Here is a 502-nt window from a genome sequence, read left to right as displayed (position 1 = left end):
GGATTTCAATGGCGTTTTCCGGGGTGATCAGCGGATCGTAGGGGATGCGGACGATCACGCTCGGCAAGTCGGGATCAAGCGCACCGCTCACGGCGCTTTCGACGACGGGGGCTGCCAGGCGTGTGGGTTCGCCGAGCATGTTGATGAAGCGGCCTCTGGAGCGCTGAATGATGCTGCCGCCACGTTCCAGGTCGAAGAAAAACACCCCCTGGGTTTTTGCCAGTGCCCGGGCACCGTCGTTGTCCATCAGCACATCGACCACCAGCGGTGGTTTTTTGTTGATGGTCTGGCGGGCTTCGACCTGGATGCGTTCGCCGTCGAGGGTGGTGCCTTGCAAGCGCATGATGATGGTGTCGCCCTGGTTGAAATCGACGGGTGAGGCAGCAAAGACCTGGAGTTTTAATTGCTCTTTACCCAACTGGTCGAGATCGAGTTCGTTCCCGTCAGCCTGCTCAAGAATCGGCGCCTCCAGCCGCGAGTTGCCGGTGTCGACGACGATGCG

The 502-nt window shown here is 60.2% G+C and carries 1 pseudogene; it reads right to left on the bottom strand.

From position 1 onward, the window contains the following. Window positions 1-502: pseudogene (locus QLG12_RS07200) on the bottom strand (hypothetical protein); the annotation flags it as partial.

Source organism: Pseudomonas sp. V88_4, from assembly GCF_029967985.1.
GTDB classification, from domain to species: domain Bacteria; phylum Pseudomonadota; class Gammaproteobacteria; order Pseudomonadales; family Pseudomonadaceae; genus Aquipseudomonas; species Aquipseudomonas glycinae.
The sequence above is the reverse complement of the archived record's forward strand: the minus strand, read 5'-3'. Positions and strand labels throughout refer to the sequence as shown.